Annotated in this window: 16 protein-coding genes; 10 read left to right on the plus strand and 6 right to left on the minus strand. The window is 70.1% G+C overall.

All coding sequences use genetic code 11. From position 1 onward, the window contains the following. Position 1 precedes the first annotated feature (1 nt). Entirely contained in the window at positions 2–1273 is a 1272-nt protein-coding gene (gene secF, locus ACYVIP_RS14140; protein WP_460396107.1) for a protein translocase subunit SecF, read from the plus strand. 11 nt (positions 1274–1284) lie between these two features. Further along, entirely contained in the window at positions 1285–1806 is a 522-nt protein-coding gene (locus ACYVIP_RS14145; protein ID WP_460396109.1) for an adenine phosphoribosyltransferase, read from the plus strand. A 79-nt stretch (positions 1807–1885) separates the two neighbouring features. On the opposite strand, the gene ACYVIP_RS14150 is transcribed toward ACYVIP_RS14145, so the two are convergent. Beyond that, positions 1886–2650, minus strand: coding sequence for a dioxygenase family protein (locus ACYVIP_RS14150; protein ID WP_460396111.1), 765 nt, complete (start codon positions 2648–2650; stop codon positions 1886–1888). A 30-nt stretch (positions 2651–2680) separates the two neighbouring features. Here ACYVIP_RS14150 and ACYVIP_RS14155 point away from each other — a divergent pair, with 30 nt between their 5' ends. Beyond that, the gene (locus ACYVIP_RS14155; RefSeq protein WP_460396113.1) at positions 2681–5038 is read left to right on the plus strand and encodes a RelA/SpoT family protein; all 2358 of its coding nucleotides are present in this window, start codon (positions 2681–2683) and stop codon (positions 5036–5038) included. A gap of 19 nt (positions 5039–5057) precedes the next feature. Here ACYVIP_RS14155 and ACYVIP_RS14160 read toward each other — a convergent pair whose 3' ends face one another. From ACYVIP_RS14160 to ACYVIP_RS14170, 3 genes are all read right to left on the minus strand, one after another. After that, positions 5058–5771, minus strand: coding sequence for a helix-turn-helix domain-containing protein (locus ACYVIP_RS14160; protein WP_460396115.1), 714 nt, complete (start codon positions 5769–5771; stop codon positions 5058–5060). Positions 5772–5814: 43 nt separating this feature from the next. Further along, a complete protein-coding gene (locus ACYVIP_RS14165; protein WP_460396117.1) occupies positions 5815–7509 on the minus strand; it encodes a flavin monoamine oxidase family protein in 1695 nt (564 codons plus the stop codon). A gap of 148 nt (positions 7510–7657) precedes the next feature. Further along, a complete protein-coding gene (locus ACYVIP_RS14170; RefSeq protein ID WP_460396119.1) occupies positions 7658–8491 on the minus strand; it encodes a peptidylprolyl isomerase in 834 nt (277 codons plus the stop codon). A gap of 192 nt (positions 8492–8683) precedes the next feature. Between ACYVIP_RS14170 and ACYVIP_RS14175 the strand changes: the two genes are divergently transcribed. Next, complete coding sequence (locus ACYVIP_RS14175) at positions 8684–10927, plus strand: tetratricopeptide repeat protein (protein WP_460396121.1); 2244 nt, start codon at positions 8684–8686, stop codon at positions 10925–10927. On the opposite strand, the gene ACYVIP_RS14180 is transcribed toward ACYVIP_RS14175, so the two are convergent. Beyond that, positions 10916–11869, minus strand: coding sequence for a nucleoside hydrolase (locus tag ACYVIP_RS14180; RefSeq protein WP_460396123.1), 954 nt, complete (start codon positions 11867–11869; stop codon positions 10916–10918). The two genes, ACYVIP_RS14175 and ACYVIP_RS14180, sit on opposite strands and share 12 nt — an antisense overlap. Before the next feature lie 67 nt (positions 11870–11936). On the opposite strand from ACYVIP_RS14180, the gene ACYVIP_RS14185 reads away from it, so the two are divergent. The 4 genes from ACYVIP_RS14185 (at position 11937) to ACYVIP_RS14200 (ending at position 14916) form a co-directional block, all read left to right on the plus strand. Next, positions 11937–12512 (plus strand): LOG family protein, encoded by a 576-nt coding sequence (locus tag ACYVIP_RS14185; RefSeq protein ID WP_460396126.1) that lies wholly within the window; start codon positions 11937–11939, stop codon positions 12510–12512. Positions 12513–12705: 193 nt separating this feature from the next. After that, the gene (locus tag ACYVIP_RS14190; RefSeq protein WP_460396128.1) at positions 12706–13482 is read left to right on the plus strand and encodes a GGDEF domain-containing protein; all 777 of its coding nucleotides are present in this window, start codon (positions 12706–12708) and stop codon (positions 13480–13482) included. Positions 13483–13586: 104 nt separating this feature from the next. Further along, the gene (locus ACYVIP_RS14195) at positions 13587–14285 is read left to right on the plus strand and encodes an MBL fold metallo-hydrolase (RefSeq protein ID WP_460396130.1); all 699 of its coding nucleotides are present in this window, start codon (positions 13587–13589) and stop codon (positions 14283–14285) included. A gap of 1 nt (position 14286) precedes the next feature. Next, complete coding sequence (locus tag ACYVIP_RS14200; protein WP_460396132.1) at positions 14287–14916, plus strand: hypothetical protein; 630 nt, start codon at positions 14287–14289, stop codon at positions 14914–14916. Between the two features lie 39 nt (positions 14917–14955). Here the strand turns inward: ACYVIP_RS14200 and ACYVIP_RS14205 are convergent, their stop codons facing one another. Beyond that, entirely contained in the window at positions 14956–16959 is a 2004-nt protein-coding gene (locus ACYVIP_RS14205) for a YibE/F family protein (RefSeq protein WP_460396134.1), read from the minus strand. Positions 16960–17308: 349 nt separating this feature from the next. On the opposite strand from ACYVIP_RS14205, the gene pqqA reads away from it, so the two are divergent. Both pqqA and pqqC read left to right on the plus strand, forming a co-directional pair. Further along, the gene (gene pqqA / locus ACYVIP_RS14210; protein WP_260190578.1) at positions 17309–17407 is read left to right on the plus strand and encodes a pyrroloquinoline quinone precursor peptide PqqA; all 99 of its coding nucleotides are present in this window, start codon (positions 17309–17311) and stop codon (positions 17405–17407) included. A gap of 77 nt (positions 17408–17484) precedes the next feature. After that, positions 17485–18192, plus strand: coding sequence for a pyrroloquinoline-quinone synthase PqqC (pqqC, locus tag ACYVIP_RS14215; RefSeq protein ID WP_460396136.1), 708 nt, complete (start codon positions 17485–17487; stop codon positions 18190–18192). The last annotated feature ends 2 nt before the right edge of the window (positions 18193–18194 follow it).

The raw sequence follows: 18194 nt of genomic DNA on the forward strand, positions 1-18194 counted from the left end.
GGTGGCGATCGACGAATCCCCCCGGCCGGCGTCCAAGCCGCGCGGCAAGCTCCGCGAGCGGCTCTATGTCGGCAACGGCGCGTTCGACGTGGTCGGCGCGCGCAAGCGGTGGTACGTGTTCTTCGCGCTGCTGATGCTGGGTTGTATCGCCTCGATCGTGTTCAAGGGGTTCAACCTCGGCATCGACTTCGAGGGTGGCACCCGGATCTCGATGCCCGCGCAGGGCGAGTCCGGCAACATCTCCACCGAGCAGGTCACCGACGTCTTCACCGACACCCTCGGCAAGGAGCCGGCGACCGTGCAGTCGGTCGGCGCCGGCGACAGCGCGACCATCCAGATCCGCTCGGAGACGCTGAACTCCCGCGAGGTCTCGGACTTGCGCGAGGCGCTGTTCAACGACTTCCGCACGCTGAACGCGAGCGGCCAGCCCAGCGAGCAGGCGATCTCCGACAGCGCGGTGAGCGCGTCGTGGGGCGGGGAGATCTCCCAACAGGCCCTGATCGCGCTCGGTGTGTTCCTGGTGCTGGTGACGATCTTCCTCGCGGTCTACTTCGAGAAGTGGATGGCGGTCGGCGCGCTGGCCGCGTTGATCCACGACGTCGTGGTGACCGCCGGGGTGTACTCGATCATCGGCTTCGAGGTCACGCCGGCGACGGTGATCGGCCTGCTGACGATTCTCGGCTTCTCGCTGTACGACACGGTCGTGGTGTTCGACAAGGTCCGGGAGAACACCCGGGGCCTGCTCGGGCTGACCAGACGGACCTACGGCGAGGCGGCCAACCTGGCGCTGAACCAGACGCTGATGCGCTCGATCAACACCTCGTTGATCGCGGTGCTGCCGATCATCGGGCTGCTCGTGGTCGGCGTCGGCCTGCTCGGTGTCGGCACCCTGCAGGACCTGGCGCTCGTGCAGCTGACCGGCATCCTGGCCGGCGCGCTGTCCTCGATCGCCCTGGCCACGCCGATCCTGGTCGATCTCAAGATGACCGATCCGAAGTTCAGGGACCAGGCCCGCCGGGTGCACGCCCGCCGGGAGAACCTGGCCCGCAAGGCCGCCGAGCGCGACGAGGTGGTCGCCGAGGCCGAGGACGACTTCGACGCGAGCGACGACGACGCGCTGGCCGCCGAGCTGCGCAAGGAGAAGGCGATGGCGGCGGCGTCGAGCGTGCCGGCCCGCAACCCGAAGACGGCCGAGGGCCCGCGTCGTGGCCGGCCGGCCGGTAAGCAGGGCGGCCGCCCGGCCGGCAAGCACGGCGGCCGGAAGCGCCACTGACGGTGGCGGCGGTGGCGGCGGTAGCTCGGGCGCTGGAGCTGGTGCGCACGGTCCCGGACTTCCCGGAGCCGGGCGTGCTGTTCCGCGACCTGAACCCGATGTTCGCGGACGCGGGGGCGGTCCGGACGGTCATCGCCGCGATGGCCGCCGGACTGCCGTCCGACGTGGACGTGGTCGCCCCGGTGGAGGCCAGGGGCTTCCTGCTCGGCGGCCCGATCGCGATCGCGCTGGGCCTTGGCATGGTGCCGATCCGCAAACCGGGCAAGCTCCCGCTGGTCGCCGACCGGGTCGACTACACGCTCGAGTACGGCACGGCCTCCCTCGAGCTGCCGGCCGGGGTGCTGCGACCGGGTCAGCGGGTGGCGGTGGTGGACGACGTGCTGGCCACCGGCGGCACGGCGGCGGCCGTGTGCGAGCTGGTCGAGCGCGCGGGCGCGGAGGTGGCCGTGGTGTCGGTGGTGCTCGAGCTGACCGCGCTCGGCGGCCGGGCCCTGCTCCCCGACCGAAAGATCGAGACCCTCGGCACGGTCTAGCACTACCGCCCTGAATGAGGCATTGGCGACGTTCAGCGTCCCGAATGGGGCATTCAGGGCAGTTGACCCGTTCCTGGTGCTAGGGGAACTGAACGGACCGCTTCGACAGGCCGTACCAGTAGCCGTCGATCACCGACCGCGGCGGCGCCGAGGTGGCCAGGCCGGCGCCAAGTGAGACGAACAGCGGCGCGAAGTGCTCGGTGCGCGGGTGGGCCAGCCGGCCGGCGGGCGCCTTGTGCGGGAAGTCGAGCAGGGCGTCGAGGTCCTGCTCGGCCAGCGCCCGCGAACCCCAGTCGTCGAACTCCGCCGACCAGGACGGCGGCGCGACGCCCGGGTCGCTCATCGTGATCGCGGACAGGTTGTGGGTGAAGAACCCGGAGCCGATGATCAGCACGCCCTCGTCACGCAGCGGAGCCAGCTTCTGGCCGACGGTGAGCAGCTCGGCCGGGTCGAGCGAGGGCATCGAGACCTGCAGCACCGGCACCGAGGCGTCCGGGTACATCTCCTTGAGCGGCACGTAGGCGCCGTGGTCCAGGCCACGGGCCGGGTCGTCGTGCACGGCCGGCCCGAGCAGCCCACGCACCCGCGCGGCCAGCTCCGGCGCGCCCGGCGCGGCATAGGTGACCTGGTAGTAGCGCTCGGGGAAGCCCCAGAAGTCGTAGACCAGCGGCACCGTGGTCGTGGCGCCGATCGTCAGCGGCGCGTTCTCCCAGTGCGCGGAGACGATGAGGATCGCCGTCGGCGCCGGCAACTCGGCCGACCACGAGGCGAGTTGCCTGGTCCAGACCTGGTCGTCGGCCAGCGGCGGGGCACCGTGGCTGAGGTAGATCACCGGCATCGACATGGCCGCTCCTGAGGTTGAAACTTCAACTATATGGTAGCAGGCTATTCTCAGGGCTTGGAGTCCCGGGAGCCGCGAGTGAGCCAGAACATTGAGACCGGTGCGGCGCAGGACGGCGCCGCCCAGCCGAACGTCGCGCGCGCGCCATCGGCGACCCGCAGGGTGCGCGCCCGCCTGGCCAGAAGGATCACCGCCCAGCGGTCGGCGCCGGTCAAGCAGGTGCTGGAGCCGCTGGCCACGGTCCACCGGGAACTGCACCCCAAGGCCGACCTGGCGTTACTCCAGCACGCCTACGACGTGGCCGAGGAGGCCCACCGCGAGCAGCGGCGCAAGTCCGGCGACCCGTACATCACCCACCCGCTCGCCGTCGCGACCATCCTCGCCGAGCTGGGCATGGACACCATCACGCTGGTCGCCGCGCTGCTGCACGACACGATCGAGGACACCGAGTACTCGCTGAAGAACCTGCACGACGACTTCGGCGAGGAGGTCGCCCGGCTGGTCGACGGCGTGACCAAGCTCGACAAGGTGCAGCTCGGCTCGGCCGCCGAGGCCGAGACCATCCGCAAGATGGTCATCGCCATGGCCCGCGACCCCCGGGTGCTGGTCATCAAGCTCGCCGACCGGCTGCACAACATGCGCACGATGCGCTTCCTGCCGCCGGAGAAGCAGGCCAAGAAGGCCAGGGAGACCCTGGAGGTGCTCGCCCCGCTGGCCCACCGGCTCGGCATGGCGACCGTCAAGTGGGAGCTCGAGGACCTCGCGTTCGCCATCCTGCAGCCCAAGAAGTACGACGAGATCGTGCGCCTGGTGGCCACCAGGGCGCCGTCGCGGGACATCTACCTGCACAAGGTGACCGAGGAGCTGGCCGCGCACCTGGAGCAGTCCCGGATCAACGCCAAGGTCGAGGGCAGGCCGAAGCACTACTACTCGATCAACCAGAAGATGATCGTCCGCGGCCGCGACTTCGACGACATCCACGACCTGGTCGGCGTGCGGCTGCTGGTGCAGGACGTGCGTGACTGCTACGCGGCGATGGGCGTGGTGCACGCGCTGTGGCAGCCGATGCCCGGCCGGTTCAAGGACTACATCGCCCAGCCGAGGTTCGGCGTGTACCAGTCGCTGCACACCACGGTGATCGGCCCGGAGGGCAAGCCGCTCGAGGTGCAGATCCGCACCTACGACATGCACAACACCGCCGAGTTCGGCATCGCGGCGCACTGGCGGTACAAGGAGACCAGAGGCACCCACGAGGGCCACGCGGTCGAGGTCGACGAGATGGCCTGGATGCGCCAGCTCCTCGACTGGCAGCGGGAGGCCGCCGACCCCGGCGAGTTCCTGGAGTCGCTGCGCTACGACCTGGCCGCCCGCGAGATCTTCGTGTTCACCCCCAAGGGCGACGTGCACACGCTGCCCGCCGGCTCGACGCCGGTCGACTTCGCCTACGCCGTGCACACCGAGGTCGGGCACCGCTGCATCGGCGCGCGGGTCAACGGCAGGCTGGTGGCGCTGGAGCGCAAGCTCGAGAACGGCGACGTGGTCGAGATCTTCACCTCCAAGGCCGAGGGCGCCGGCCCCTCCCGCGACTGGCTCGCCTTCGCCGCGTCGCCGAGGGCGCGGGCCAAGATCAAGCAGTGGTTCGCCAAGGAGCGCAAGGAAGAGGCGATCGAGGCCGGCAAGGAGTCGATCACCAAGGAGGTGCGCCGGGTCGGCCTGCCGATGCAGCGGCTGGTGTCGGCCGACTCGATGGCCGCGCTGGCCCGCGAGCTGCGCTACACCGAGATGAGCTCGCTGTACGCGGCCGTCGGCGAGGGCCACATCTCCGCGCGGCACGTCGTCCAGCGGCTGGTCGCGCTGCTCGGCGGGGTCGAGCACGCCGAGGACGAGCTGGCCGAGCGGGCCACCCCCTCGACCATCACCCGCCGCCGCTCCACCGGCGACGCCGGCGTGATCGTCAAGGGCGCCAGCGACATCTGGGTCAAGCTGGCCAGGTGCTGCACCCCGGTGCCCGGCGACGACATCCTCGGCTTCGTCACCCGGGGTGGCGGGGTGTCGGTGCACCGGACCGACTGCACCAACGCCGGCGAGCTGCTGGCCACGCCGGAGCGGCTGCTCGACGTCGAGTGGGCGCCGTCGGAGTCCTCGGTGTTCCTGGTGACCATCCAGGTCGAGGCGCTGGACCGGCATCGGCTGCTCTCGGACGTGACGAAGGTGCTCGCCGACGAGAAGGTGAACATCCTGTCGGCGTCGGTGACCACCTCGCGCGACCGGGTGGCGGTGAGCCGGTTCAGCTTCGAGATGGGCGACCCGAAACACCTCGGCCACGTGCTGAAGGTCGTGCGCAGTGTCGAGGGCGTCTACGACGTGTACCGGGTGACCTCCGCGTCCTGAGCTCGCTCAGCCGACGAGCTCAGCCGACGAGGGCTGTCAGCGGGACGCCGGCGAGCGCCCGCACCTCCCTGGACAGGTGGGCCTGGTCGGCGTAACCGGACCGGTAGGCGACCTCGGCCAGGCCGGTGCCCGCCCTGGCCAGCCGCACCGCGCCGTCGAAGCGCAGCACCCGCGCCAGCACCTTGGGCCCGTAGCCGAACGCGGCCAGGCAGCGCCGGTGCAGCTGCCGTTCGGTGAGCCCGACGGCGTCGGCCATGGCGCTGACCCGCTGCCCGCCGCCCGCCAGGTCCAGCAGCGTCGGCACGGCCGGGTCGGGACCCTGGCGCACGCCGTCGAGCATCGCCATGGCGAGCACGTCCTGGGCCTGGGCCGTCGAGGTGGTGCGGTCGAGCTGGTCGGACAGGCGTCGGACCCGCGGGCCCGCCCACAGCTCGGTGAGGTCGACGCGCTCGTCACGCACCGCGTCGGCCGGGACACCGAGCCCGGCGGCCGAGTGTCCGGAGCGGAACCGCGCGCCAACGAGCTCCCCGGGCACCAGCCGGGTCAGGTGTGCGCGGGTGTCCGGGCCGGCGACGAACAGCCTGCCGGTCTGCCGGTGCCAGATGAGGTCCGCGCAGGCGTCCGGCACGATGCGCGCCGCCACGGCAGCGGGCGCGCTGGTCTGTCGGGACCACACCCTGGTCAGCAGCTGCCTGGCCGGGGCTGGCGGGGGTCGTTCGGCGTACCGGTCCACGTCCGGCAGTCTGCCACCGACCCCCGACAGCCTCGGCCGGCCGTCAGGGCCGGATGGCCCGTGAGTCGGGCACCTGGTGGATCACCGGGGGCTCGGACCGCTCCGTGCCGAGCAGCTGGCCGACCACGTACTCGGCCGACATCAGCGCGCCCTCCTGCCACCCTGGCAGCGGGGAGACCTGGTCGCCGATGACGAAGAAGCGGCGGTTGCTCGGGGTGTCCGGCGCGAGCAACCGGCTGTAGGCGAAGGCCGCGTTGACGTCGCTGGGGCTCCAGTGGGCGCTCACGCCAGACTGGTAGGGCACCTTGTGCCAGGCGATGGACATCCCGTTGTCCGGCACGATGCTGGTGTCGCCGAACTCGGGGTGCAGCCTGGTCGCCGACTGGCGCGCGGTGTCCAGCCGTTCCTGGAGCGGCATTTCACCGAGCTTGATGGCGTCCTCGTCGAAGTTGTAGGCACCGGTCATGGTGCCCTTTTCGGAGAAGTAGTCGTTCGACGGGTACCAGACCTGCTGGATGATGTCATCGGTCCAGCTGATGCCACCGTAGATCTGGTATTTGTCGGTTTCCCAGAATCGTTTGTTGGCCTGCCAGCCGACCTTGCACGCCGGGTCGAAGGTGAGGGTGCCGGCGGCCTTCTGGAATTCGTCGGAGAAACCGACCTTCGACACCTGGTTGTGCAGCACCGGCAGGGGCATGTTGCTCAGGCAGTAGTTGACGATCCGCTCGCCCGTGCTCGTGCGCACCCGCACCCCGTCGGGCAGGATCTCGACGCTGGTGACCGGGTCGCTGTAGGTGATCACGTCCGCGGGCAGGTCGGCGACGAGTGCCCTGACGACCATGTCCATGCCGCCGATCGGCTGGAACATCGTGGCCTGCCACAGGTGGCCGAGCGGGTGGTAGAACTGGTGCTGCCAGAACCTGGCGTCGACCAGGTCACCAAGACCCACCGGGGTCGGCGGCTGCATCAGGTCGGTGACGCTCAGCGGCACCCGGTAGCCGCTGCGGGTCGTGCCGGTGTAGCCGAAGTCCTTGGTCGCGTCGAGGTCGCCGAAGACGGCGAGCAGGTCCAGCAGGTTGTCCTGCTGGGCGGGGGAGAGCGCGGCGAGCTCGGCGCTCAGCGCGCCCTTCTTGACCGCCTGGTGCAGCAGCGCGGCGAGGTGGCCTCGGGTGTCGTTGGCGATCTGCCGGTTGGGCTGGGACCGGCCGGCGATGCCGGCGAACCGGTTGGCGGTGGTCTCCATGATGTAGGGCTCGAGGTCGACGTTCAGCCGCTGGCACAGGTCGAGCACGCGCCGGTGGTGGTACGGGATCCGGCCCGGCCCGAGGTTGAGGTAGAGGCCATCGTCGAAGGTGCAGGTCTGGCTGGTGGTCTGCGCGCCGCTGGCCTGCTCGATCACCTTGTCGCCCGCGCGGGCGGTGAAGTTGCGGCCGCCCGGCCGGTCGAGCGCCTCGATGACCTCGACGGAGTAGCCCTGGTCGAGCAGCAGCCGCGCGGCCCGCAGCCCGGCGACCCCCGCGCCGATGATCAGCACGGACTCGGCCCGGCCACCGTTCGGTGCTTTCCGGGAATTCTCCCCGGCGGGCGCGGCCGTGGCCGGCAGCGCACCGGTCATCGACTGCAACAATGCCGAGCCAGCGGTCGCTGCCCCGATCACGCTCAGAAAACGACGACGCGACGGCAGCCGGGGATCGGCTGGCACCCCGGAATTCTCGCTGGATTTGTCGACTGTGGACACGTTCTGTTGCTCCCCTCCCACACACGGCTTTTCGCAGAGGAACCTAAAGCCGTGTGCGGGCGGGAGCGAACGCAGTCACTCGCCAGTCGGCGACAACCACTCAGAGGTGTCGATCATTGACCGGTTATGACGTACGGTCGCGAGAAACTCAGCCCTCGACCGTGGCCGTCTTGATGTTCACCGGCATTTTCGGGGAACCGTCCTCCGGGCTGTTGCCCGGCGTGATGCCGCCCTGCGCGATCTTGTCCAGCACGGTGAGCCCCGGCGCGTCCACCGTGCCGAAGACGGCGTAGTCCGGCGGCAGGGTGGAGTCGCCGTAGACCATGAAGAACTGGCTGCCGCCGGTGTCCGGGCCGCTGTTGGCCATCGCCAGGGTGCCGCGCGGGTAGGTCTTCACCGGCTGTCCGCCCGGGTCCTGCGCGTCGGCCAGATCGGTGGGCAGCTCGTCGGGAATCGAGTAGCCGGGGCCGCCGGTGCCGTCGCCGTTGGGGTCACCGCACTGCAGGACCTTCAGGCCGGCCGAGCTGGTCAGCCGGTGGCAGATGGTGCCGTCGAAGAACTTCGACTTGGCCAGGTGCTCCATGCTCTGCACGGTGCACGGGGCCTTCGCCCGGTCCAGGGTCAGCGGGATCACGCCCTGGTCGGTGGTGACCGTGACCTTGACCGTGCCCGACGACGGCGTCTGGTCCGGGTCCTCTGGCAGACCGACGTCCTTGGGCGGCTGCTCGGCGCTGTTCTCCGCGTAGGCGCACGAGCCGTCGGTGGTGTTGGTCGATGGCTCGTCGGTGGGGTTGGTGGCCGCCTCCGAGTCCTCCGGACCCAGGTTGGCCAGCCAGTACACCAGTCCGACAACGGCCACTACGACGATCACGGTCAGGCTGACGCCCCAGATCCGGCGGCGCTTGGCGCGCTCCGCCCGCCTGGCGAGCTGTCGTTCCAGCTTGCGCTTGGCTGCCTGCCGACGCTGCTCGTTGCTCGGCACCGGGCACCCTCCCTGACGTCTGTGTCCCTGACCGAGCGGCAGTCTATGGGTAGGGGGCGTAAGAACTGTGTGGAGGTCCCGGGAAACTCAGGGGATTGCCAGGTTCCGGTGGGAGAGTGGGAACCTGGATACTGGGCGTGGCAGGGTGGTGACCCATGGACCATGCCAGCGGGTACTGACAAGGTGGACTCCATGCAAGACAGGCGTGACGACGGGACCTCGCCGTTCGCCGATGAACTGGAACGCCTGCTGCGCAAGCGTGGGCTGTCCTGGCGTCGCCTCTCCGACCTGATCGGCTACACGCCGAGTTGGCTGTCCAAGATCAAGCACGGTGCCCCGCCATCGGCTGAGCTGGCGCGCAAGTGCGACCAGGTGCTGGAGGCCGAGGGACAGCTGATCGCGCTGGCCGCGTCCACCGGCGGCCCGGTCCGCCTCGCGCAGCTGCCGGCGGCGGCGGCGACCTTCGTCGGCCGGGCGGCCGAGCAGTACGAGCTCTCCGAGATCCTGACCGGCGAGGGTGAGCCGGGCATTCCGCAGACCGTCGCCATCGACGGCCCGCCGGGTGCCGGCAAGACCGCGCTGGCGTTGCGGGTGGCGCACGCGGTGGTCGACCACTACTCGGACGGCCAGCTCTACGTCGACCTGCGCGGATACTCTCCCGACGGCCAGCCCCGGATCGTCGACGAGGTGCTCGAGGAGTTCCTCACCGCGCTCGGCGTGCAGATCGACGTGATCCCGGCGGGCCTGGAGGCACGGGCCAAGCTGTTCCGTTCGGTGCTCGCCGACCGGCGGGTGATGGTGGTGCTCGACAACGCCGCCGACTCCTCCCAGCTGCACCACCTGATGCCGGCCTCGGCCGGCTGCGGGGTCGTGGTCACCAGCCGCAAGCGCCTCGGCGGGCTGACCATCCGCGGCGACCGCAGGGTCACCCTCGGGCCGATGGCCGACGACGAGGCGATCACGTTGCTGCGCAAGGTGATCGGCGACGAGCGGGCCGCCGCCGAGCCCGACGCGGTGCGCGGGCTGGCCAACCGCTGCGGCAACCTGCCGTTGGCGCTGCGCATCGCCGCCGAACGGGTGGCCACCCATCCCCACCATGCGGTGAGCCTGCTGGTGGAGGAGCTGGACACCGAGGACGAGCGGCTGGAGGCGCTGTCGACCGACGACTCGGTGGCGGTGAAGACGGTCTTCTCCTGGTCCTACCGCGACCTGTCGGCCGACGCCGCGCGGATGTTCCGGCTGATCGGGTTGCACGTGGGCTCGCACGTCAGCACCGGCGCCGCGGCCGCGCTCGCCGACCAACGGCTGACCAAGGCGCGCCGGCTGCTCGACCGGCTCACCGGCGTGCACCTGCTGGAGGGCCTTGGCAACGACCGGTACCGGATGCACGACCTGCTGCGGGTCTACGCCGCCGAGCAGGCCGTGCTGGAGGAGCCGGCCGAACAGCGGCGGCTGGCGCTGCGCCGGATGGTCGACTGGTACCTGCACAACGCCTACGCGGCCAACCACGCCCTCGCCCCGCAGCGCCACGACCCGGAGCTGGAGAAGTCCGAGTTCGCCGTCGAAGTGGCCGACTTCGACTACGGCTCCGCGCTGGAGTGGTGCGAGCTGGAGATGCACAACATCGCGATGGCCACCCGGACCGCGATCGAGGTCGGTGAGGACGTCGCCGCGTGGAAGCTGCCCGCTGGCTCGTTCAACTTTTTAAACCTGCGGAAACGGTGGACGCCGTGGGTGGCGTCGCACGAGATCGGGGTGACCGGCGCGCGCCGGGTTGGCGACCGCTACGGCGAGGCCTGGGTGCTCAACAACCTGGCCATCGCCTACCGGGAGCTGCGCCGTACCGACGAGGCCAAGGAGTGCTTCCAGCAGGCGCGGGCGCTGCGGATCGAGCTCGGTGACCGGGTCGGGCAGGCCTGGAGCCTGACCGGCATCGGTTTCATCGGCTTCGACGAGCGGCGGTTCGACGACGCCGCGCTGTACTTCGGTGAGGCGCTGGACATCTTCCGCGAGGTGGGCGACCGGCACGGCGAGGGCATCGCGCTGGCCAACGTCGGTGACGCCTACCGGGCGCTGTGTGAGTACGACCGGGCGGCCGAGGCGCTGGGCCAGGCGCTGGACATCTTCCGCGAGATGCAGGACCGCTACGGCGAGGGCTACACGTTGGTCAAGCTCGGGGACGCGTACTCGGAGCTGAACCGGGCGTCGGACGCGCTGGACTGCTTCGAGCGCGCGCTCGAAGCCCGCCGGGAGCTCGGTGACCGCTGGGGCGAGGGGGAGACCCTGCACAAACGCGGTCTGGTGCTGCACGACAGTGGGCAACGCGAACTCGCGGTGGCGTCGTTCCGCGCGGCGTACGCGATTTTCGACGAGTTAGGCGATCCGCGGGCGGCGGATTTGCGTGAACTGCTGGCCAGTCAGGGATCAGCCCTGTAGTGCCTTGAACATCTGGTCGAGGAACAGCGGCACATCCACGGTGTCGGCGACCTTTACCGGAACTCGTCCCGAGCCCGCGCCGGTGGGAATGTGGTCGTCGCTGGAGATCAGCCGCCGGTCGGACACGACCTGGCCCCGGGTGTGCGTCCCGGTCAGCTCGACACCGAGCGCGATCTCCTTGTAGCTGGCCAGTTTCTGGTTCAGCATGATGGCCGCCGCCAGCGGGTCGTGCAGCGTGCAGGTGTGCTCGCCGAACATATTCGAATAGAACCGGCCGTAATGGTCGAGCAGCAGGCTGGCGAACCGTGCCCGGGGGCTGTCGAGGGAATTCAATGCGGTCAGCCAGTCCCCGCCGACCCGGGCTTGTTCGGTGGCGTCCAAACCGACAAGAATTAGTTCCGGAAAACCCGCACCGAGCACCAGGTCGGCGGCTTCCGGATCGTGGAAGAAGTTCGCGTCGGCATACGGGGTGATGTTTCCCGGAACGTTTACCGCACCGCCCATGACGACGACCGAACGCAGCAGATCAGGTAACTCGGGTTCGAGCAGGACCGCGAGCGCGATGTTGGTCAGCGGGCCGAGCGCGAGCAGGGTCAGCTCGCCCGGGTGCGCGCGGGCCAGCCGCACGAGCTGTTCGGCGGCCGAGCCGGGCGCGATGGTGCCGGCCGGCGGCGGGCCGGCGTGTCCGCCGAGCCCGTCGTCGCCGTGGACGAACTCCGCGGTCTGCAACGGCTGGGCAAGCGGCCGGGCGGCACCGACGGTGACCGGTGGCGTGAGCCCGACCAGCTCGAGCACCCGGAGCGCGTTGAGTGCCCCGAGCGGGGCCGGCACGTTGCCGTGGACGCTACCCACGGCGACGATTTCGGCGTCCTCCTGGGCCGCCAAATACATGATCGCGAGGGCGTCGTCAACCCCCGGATCGGTGTCGAGAATGATGCGCACGCTGTGGCACTCAACCAGACGACCCGGTCCTCGTGCCAGACCGGGTGCACATGATCTGATCCTCGGCATGCGGGTATGTGTTTTCTGCGGATCTTCCGCTGGGAAGGGCTCCGGCTACCTGGCCGCGGCGACCGAGGTCGGTCGCACGCTGGCCGGGCGGGGCATCGGGCTGGTCTACGGCGGGGCCGCCGTCGGGACCATGGGCGCGGTCGCCGACGCGGCCATGGCGGCCGGTGGCGAGGTGCTCGGGGTGATCCCGAGGTCACTGGTCGACCAGGAGGTCGCCCACCGGGGTCTTACGGACCTTCGCGTGGTCGCTGACCTGCACGAACGCAAGGCGCTGATGGCCTCGTCGGCGGACGCGTTCCTGGCGTTGCCCGGCGGTGCGGGGACCCTCGAGGAGCTGTTCGAGGTGTACACCTGGGCCCAGCTCGGGCTGCACGCCAAACCCATCGCGCTGCTCGACGTCGACGGGTACTACCAGCCGCTGTCGCGGTTCCTCGACCACATGGTCGACGAGGGTTTCCTCGGCCGGGAGTTCCGGGAGTTGCTCATCGTCGAGACGGACGTGGAACGGGTGCTCGATCGTTATGCGAGTTACTCACCCGCGCGCGCCAAGTGGGCTTCCAAACACGAAGAGTGACCAAAATGTGTCCAGCGTGACTCACCCATTCGGTGTTTCCTCAAACGGTCAACACGTCAACACTGTTCAGCGCCCCTGTGACTCCGGATAGTTAGCTGTATACGGCCGGTGAATGCGCCGTTTGATTGGGCGTGATCGGGGGATCCGGTCAGGAGTGATCTATCCACAGGTGTTTTGACCAGGGGAGATGTCGATGAACACCGCTAGGGCGGGAACCGGAGAGGGAGCTGAGCCGGTCACCGCGCAACGTGAGCCGGAGATTGTGGCGCCGAGGTCGTCAGGGGACCGGCCGCTGCAGTCGGTGTGCACGCCGAGCCCGGCCGCCGGGGGGCGGCGCTGCGGGTCGTGCGGTCAGTTGCTCACCGATCCGCCCACCGGGCTGATCGAGCGCTGGCACTGGGACGAGGTCGCCGCCGAGGAGGTGGCCCGAGCGAGGGGGAATGGCCACGCGATCGCGCTGATCATGCTCGACCTCGACCGCTTCAAGGATGTGAACGACAACTACGGCCACCTCGCGGGCGACGCCGTGCTGCGGGGGGTGGCGGACGTGATCCGCGAGACCACCCGCGACGGCGACCTGGCGTGCCGCTACGGCGGCTCGGCCGGCGACGAGTTCATGGTGCTGTTGCCGAGATCCGGACTGGAGGAGGCGTTGGCCGTGGCCGAGCGTCTTCGGTTCGGGATCACGGCGATGTCGGTGACCGCGAAGGTCACCAGGGACATGTCCGCCGCGATCGAGGGCCAGACGGTGTCGATCGGGGTGGCGACCTACTGTTTGGGGGATCTCGCCGAGCTCGACCTCGAGGATCTGATGTTGGACGCCGACGTGTCGCTGCGGGCGGCCAAACGGCACGGCCGGGACCGGGTCTGCGTGGCCAACGTGGACGTGACCGGTGAGCAGGTCAAGAACACCCAGGCGGACCGGCGGCTGGCGAGCTGGTCGCGGTTCCGTCGCCTGCGGTCGGTTTAGGCCGGCTTCAGGTTGACGTAGTACGGATACACCGGAGGAACCCGCGAGCCCTACGCGCAGGGCTCGCGGGTTCCGTCTTGTCGGGCCGCGTGTAAGTTGCCTTCGTGCTCGTTGTCGGATTTCCCACCGGGGCGTTCCAGGCCAACTGTTACCTGGTCGCGGCAGGCGAAGGTGAGCCGTGTGTGATCGTGGATCCTGGTCAGGACGCGGAGGAGCCGATCGCTGAGGCGCTGCGGAAACATCGCCTCACGCCGGTGGCCGCGCTGCTGACCCACGGGCATTTCGACCACGTCTTCTCGGTGACGCCGGTCTGCGACGGCAACGACATCCCGGCGTGGATCCATCCCGAGGACCGCGAGCTGCTCAGCGATCCGCTCAAGGGGCTCGGCAAGGAGAGCGCGGCGTTCTTCGGTGGCCGGCTGGAGATGCGGGAGCCGGCCGAGGTGCTGGCGCTGGCCGACGGTGTCGAACTGGACCTGGCCGGGCTGAAGCTGACGGTGGACCACACCCCTGGCCATACCCGGGGTTCGGTGGTCTTCCGCTCGGAGTTGGCGGAGGGCGGTCGGGTGATGTTCGCCGGTGACACGCTGTTCGCCGGTTCGATCGGCCGCACGGATCTGCCCGGCGGCAGCATGACGACCATGACCGAGACCCTGCGCACGAAGATGCTGCCCCTCCCCGACGACACGGTGGTGCTGCCCGGCCACGGTCCCAGCACGACAATCGGTCGGGAGCGCGCGAGCAACCCGTTCCTGTCAGGTATGGGCGACCCGCGCGGCGCCGGACCGAGTAGAGGACTCTGACTTGACCGAGCCGGAGCGAATCCCCCTCAACCTCACCGAAGTGTCCAGCGCCCGCCGACGGGGGTGTGCCGCGCTGGGGGTGGCGGTGTTGTTCGGCGCGGCGATCGGCGGGCTGGTCGGCCTGCTGTCGTCCCAGACCGCGGCGCTGGTGACCGTGGCGGTGGTGATCGTGGTGCTGACCGGGTTCTTCTGGGTGTCCGGTCGGCGGCATCTGTGGCTGGAGGGCGACCAGGTCGTGGCCAAGGCGGTCGGCCGCAAGTCGGTCGACCTGCGGCACGCGGAGCGGATCGAGCTGCTGGTCACTGATATTCGGGGGACCAGGACCGTCGGGCTGCTCGTGGGCGCCAAGAAGAAGACGGTCAACCTGTCGTTGGCGGTGTACGCCGGGACCGGTGGGCGCGAGCTGGGCATCCTGGTGCTGCGGCGGCTGGCCGACATCCTGGCGGGCAGTGACAACACGAGTGGGCTGATCTTCTCGCAGCTGCTGGTCGCCCAACTCCGCGCGGAGGCCAAGGGCGACGCGGCCGCGGACCGTCCGCTGTACCGGCTGGCGTCCCTCGCGCCGGGTGGCCGGCTGGCCCAACGACTCAAGCCAGAGGCGATCACCCGGTTCGTCGCCAGCCTGGACTAGCCACGCGTCCCTGAGGCAGCCGGTTATGCCGGCTCCCGGCTATTCCAGGTCGTCGTCGAACCATGCCGATCGCGTTGGCGGGTTCGGCGCTGGGCCGTCGGTCCTGGCCGGCGGGCCCGGGATGCCGCCAGGTTGCCCCCCGCCATTGGCTCGCCCGTCCGGGCGCGCGGGGTTGTTGGCGCCCCCGCCGCGCTGTGGCAGGGCGCTTTCCTGGCCACGAGCGGCTTGTGCCGCGTTGGCGGCTCCGCGTCGTGGCAGGGCGCCCCCTTGGCTGTGCGCGGCGTGTACGGCGGGGTTGGGGTTTCCGCCGCGTCTCGGTAAGCCGCCCACCTGGCCGTCGGCCGGTTGGGCCGCGGGTCCAGCACTCCCGCCATGGCTTGGTAGACCGTTTTCCTGGCCACGCCCAGCTTGGACCGCGTGGCTGGCCGCGCCGTTCGGTAGGCCAGGCTCCTGGCCGCGCGCGGCGTGCACCGGGCGGCCGGCACCGCCTGGCAGGCCGCGACCCGCGCGCGTCCGGTCCCCGTTGGCCGCCTCCGCCGGAGCCTGTCGACCCGCCGTCCGTCCCGGGTCCACGGCGCTCTGACCAACCGGCTGGCCGGCGGGCGTGACTCGCCGCCGCCGTTCGGTCGGGGCATCAGCCGAGGCGTCGCCTGGCGCGGGTCGGGGTCCGTGGCCGTTGCGTACCGCGCCGGGCATGCCCGGCCGGTCGTCGATCCGGTCCGGGTGGGCGGTAGCCCGCCCCGGTTGTCCCTTGGTAGCGCGGTCGCGTCGTGGCTGGTCCGACCCCGCCACCTGTTCCTGTGTGGCGACCGCCGTCGCCAGGGCCGTGGTGATCGGCACCGCGGCCACCAGACCGATGCTGCCCACGAGCGTCCGCACCAACTCCTGGGCGATCGACTGCGACGTCAGGATGCTGCCCAGGCCGACCCCGGAGATCGACGAGTACAGCAGCAGCGGCAGCGCCGCGCCGGCATAGGCCATCACCAGGGTGTTCACCGCCGAGGCGACGTGGTCCCGGCCGATCCGCAACGCCGACGCGTACAGCTGGCGTTTGGTGAGCGACGGGTTCGCCGCCCGTAGTTCCCACACCGCGCTCGTCTGCGTCACCGTGACGTCGTCGAGCACGCCGAGCGCGCCGATCACCACTCCGGCGAGCAGCAGCCCACGGGTGTCGATGGGCGCGTCCAGCAAGCCGACCAGCGTCGCGGTCTCGTCGTCGAGGCCGGTCAGCTTCGTGAGCGAGGCCCACAGCGTGCTGAGCACCCCGATCATCGTCAGGGCCACCATCGTGCCGAGCACGGCCGTCGATGTTCGCGCCGAGAACCCGTGGGTCAGGTACAGCACCGCGAACATGATCACGCCGGCGCCACAGACCGCGACCAGCAGCGGGTTCTCCCCCGCGATGATCGCCGGCAGCACGAAGAACACCAGCACCAACATGCTCAACCCGAGCCCGAGCAACGCCCGGAGCCCCTGCCACCGGCCCATCACCAGGACCGCGACCGCGAACCACCCGGCGAGCAGCGCCAACGGCAGGTCGCGCTGGAAGTCGACGAGCTGGTAGGAGCTGCTCTCGCGTGGGTCGCTGCCCCCGTAGGACAGGACGACGTCATCGTCCACCGCGAAGCGGGGCGTGCTCGGCTCCTGCGGCACGATCGCGCTGATCTCCTGGCCAGGCGCCTCGCCGTCGGTCATCCGGACCCGGACGACCAGGCACTGCGGCGCGTCCGGCTGCTCCTCGCCGACCTGAACCTCGCTGTTGCACGGGCCGGTCTCGGTGGCGGTGACCACCCCGTCGACCGGGCGCCCGGCGCCCCCGTCGGTCTCCGGCCCGTCGCCGAACGGGAACAGCAGCACCGTGCCGACCACCGCGGCCAGCGCGAACGGCACGAGCAGCATCGCCACCAGCGTGCGCACCCGCCGGGACGCCGGCGGCGGGGGACCGTGGTGATGGTGATGAGCGGACGAGCCGGGTTTGTCGCGCAGGTCGGATTTGCCGGGGTCAGTGACCCGCGGAATCCGTTCCGTCTCGCCCTCGTACACCGGCGCAGTGTCTCAGGTCGGGGTGTTCGACCACGTGAGGTGGTGGTGCGCGCCGCCGCGAACGGTGGATCATCGATCCGGCTGGCGGCGGTGGTGCGGCGACCGGTGACCGTCCACACCGGACCAGGCTTTTCGGTGGTCACGCCGCTCCTCGGCGACCGGCGGCCGGTGTTCCGCCAGACGGCCGGGACCTCGGATCCCTCCGGGTCAACAATGGACGGTGAATGACCGTGATCTTGCGGGCATTCGAGTCAGTCGTGAGTGCGGTACGACTTCTTCACCTGGGATTTCCGCACATTGCGGATACCCTGAAAACGCAAGGTCACGTCATCGATCCTTTGGAGGGAAGATGCAGGACACCCCCGAGCTGGAGGTCTGGACCACTCCCGACTTCGTCGAGTACGAGACGCCGATGGAGGTCACCGCCTACGCGGCGCGGATGGACTGACCAGAACATCCAGTCCAGCGGTCCGGGTCGGGTGCGCCCGGTCCCGGACCGCGGGGACACACATCGGAGGTGTCAGCGTGTCCACGTCGAGTCCCGCGCGCAACGCCGAGGAGTTCGTCGCCGCGTTGCGTGGCCTTTCGCACCGTTACTGGGGAACCCATCCGTTCCACGTCCGCATGCACGCCGGCGAGCTCACCGAGCACGAGTTACGGGTGTGGGCGGCGAACCGGTGGTACTACCAGTGTGTGCTGCCGAGGAAGGACGCGGCGATCATCAGCAACTGCCCGGTGCCCGAGGTGCGCCGGGGATGGCTCGATCGCATCGTGTACCACGACGGCACCGCTGAGGGCGATGGCGGCAGCGGCCGTGAGCGGTGGCTGCGCCTGTGTGAGGCGGTCGGTCTCGACCGGGCCGAGGTCCTCGACGAGCGGCATGTGGCGCCCGGCGTCCGGTTCGCCGTCGACGCCTACGTGACCTTCGCGCGCACCAGACCGTGGGTCGAGGCGGTCGCCTCCGGGCTCACCGAGATGTTCTCCGGCCACCTGATGCAACGCCGGGTCGGCGACATGCTCGCCAACTACTCCTGGATCCGCCGCGAGGACCTCGTCTACTTCACCAACCGGATCGACGCGGTGTCCGAGGAGGGCAAATCCACCCTGGACATCGTGGTCCGCCACTGCGTCACGCGCGAGCAGCAGGACCTGGCGATCGCGGCGCTGTCGTTCAAGTGTGACGTGTTGTGGTCGATGTTGGACGCGATCGAGCGCGCGGCGGCGAAGGAGTAGTC

This window comes from Actinophytocola sediminis (genome assembly GCF_054779715.1).

What these genes read in the sequence shown, in the direction of transcription:
- ACYVIP_RS14190 (WP_460396128.1), top strand. Translation starts at nt 12,706, where the DNA reads ATGAACACCGCTAGGGCGGGAACCGGAGAGGGAGCTGAGCCGGTCACC.
- pqqA (WP_260190578.1), top strand. Translation starts at nt 17,309, where the DNA reads ATGCAGGACACCCCCGAGCTGGAGGTCTGGACCACTCCCGACTTCGTC.
- ACYVIP_RS14150 (WP_460396111.1), bottom strand. Translation starts at nt 2,650, where the DNA reads ATGTCGATGCCGGTGATCTACCTCAGCCACGGTGCCCCGCCGCTGGCC.
- ACYVIP_RS14185 (WP_460396126.1), top strand. Translation starts at nt 11,937, where the DNA reads ATGCGGGTATGTGTTTTCTGCGGATCTTCCGCTGGGAAGGGCTCCGGC.
- ACYVIP_RS14175 (WP_460396121.1), top strand. Translation starts at nt 8,684, where the DNA reads ATGCAAGACAGGCGTGACGACGGGACCTCGCCGTTCGCCGATGAACTG.
- ACYVIP_RS14155 (WP_460396113.1), top strand. Translation starts at nt 2,681, where the DNA reads ATGGTAGCAGGCTATTCTCAGGGCTTGGAGTCCCGGGAGCCGCGAGTG.